The sequence below is a fragment of the Xanthobacter sp. BG11Y11_SDJG genome, from assembly GCF_057364445.1.
This window is the reverse complement of sequence record NZ_JBNFNU010000748.1, coordinates 1-985: the sequence shown is the minus strand read 5'-3', so window position 1 is coordinate 985 and position 985 is coordinate 1. Positions and strand designations below refer to the sequence as shown.

The window sequence follows — 985 nt, the reverse complement described above, 5'->3', positions numbered from 1 at the left end:
GTGTGCGCGCGCGCGCAGGATTCCGCCAGCGCCTTCTCGTCGCGCCGTCGCCGGCAGTTCAGGAAGGCGGCGTCGAAGGCGAGCACGCTCGCCGGCTGGGAGAAGCGCACCGGCGCGCCGAAGAACAGGCCGTAGTCCGGCCCGTGCGCCGGGCTCGGGGCGCGGAAGTCCACCCCGCGCAGCGGGATGCGCCGGCCCACCAGCCAGCAGGTGATGCCGTGCACGATCACCCAGAAGGTGCGATAGGCGAAGGCGGAGCGCGCCGGCCCGTCATCCTCCAGCACGATCCGGGCAAGGCCATCCTCCACCACGAGGCGGCCGTGGGGCGCGTCGAGCACGAGGCGCAGGAAGCGCAGCGCGCGCTTCAGCGCCTCCTCCAACGTCGCCGCATGGAGGATCACCTGGCACAGCATGGCGAAGCTGCCGGCGCGCATGGGCCGCGCGCCCAGGCCGAAATATTCGTCGTCGAGCGTGCGTGCGATCTCGCGCCACAGCGCGCCATACTGCTCCGCCGAGACCGAGGCGCCCACGGGCTCGGGAATGCCGCGCGCGCCAGCAGCGGCGCCACCGGCAGGCCGGCGCGGCGCACCCCGGCGAGGGCGTCCTCCACGAAGCCGGCCGAGATCATGCGCCGCTCCATGGGGCCTCCTTCGGTCGCGTTCGGGGTCGCGCGCTATATGGCAAAATCAATCAGTAAATTATGCCAATAGCGTCATCGCTTGCCATATGAAAGGGCGGCTAGATCGCCGCGAATGCGGGGCGCAAGACGCCCCCAGGCAAGACGCCGCCGGGCAAGACATCGCCGGGCAAGACATCGCCGGAGGGCCGACGGGAGGGCCAAAGGATGCAGATCAGGGATCACACGTCTTTCTACGTCACCAGGCGCCGGCTCCGGGCTCGGCGCGGCGGTGGCGCGCATGCTGGTGGGCGAAGGGGCCCGCGTGGTGATCGTCGAACGTCAATGCCGAGGCCGGCGCGGCGGTTC

At 71.2% G+C, this 985-nt stretch carries 1 pseudogene; it reads right to left on the bottom strand.

What is annotated here, in order from left to right:
- Window positions 1–640, bottom strand: a pseudogene (locus AC2W7M_RS26265) (AraC family transcriptional regulator); the annotation flags it as partial.
- Between the last annotated feature and the right edge of the window lie 345 nt (window positions 641–985).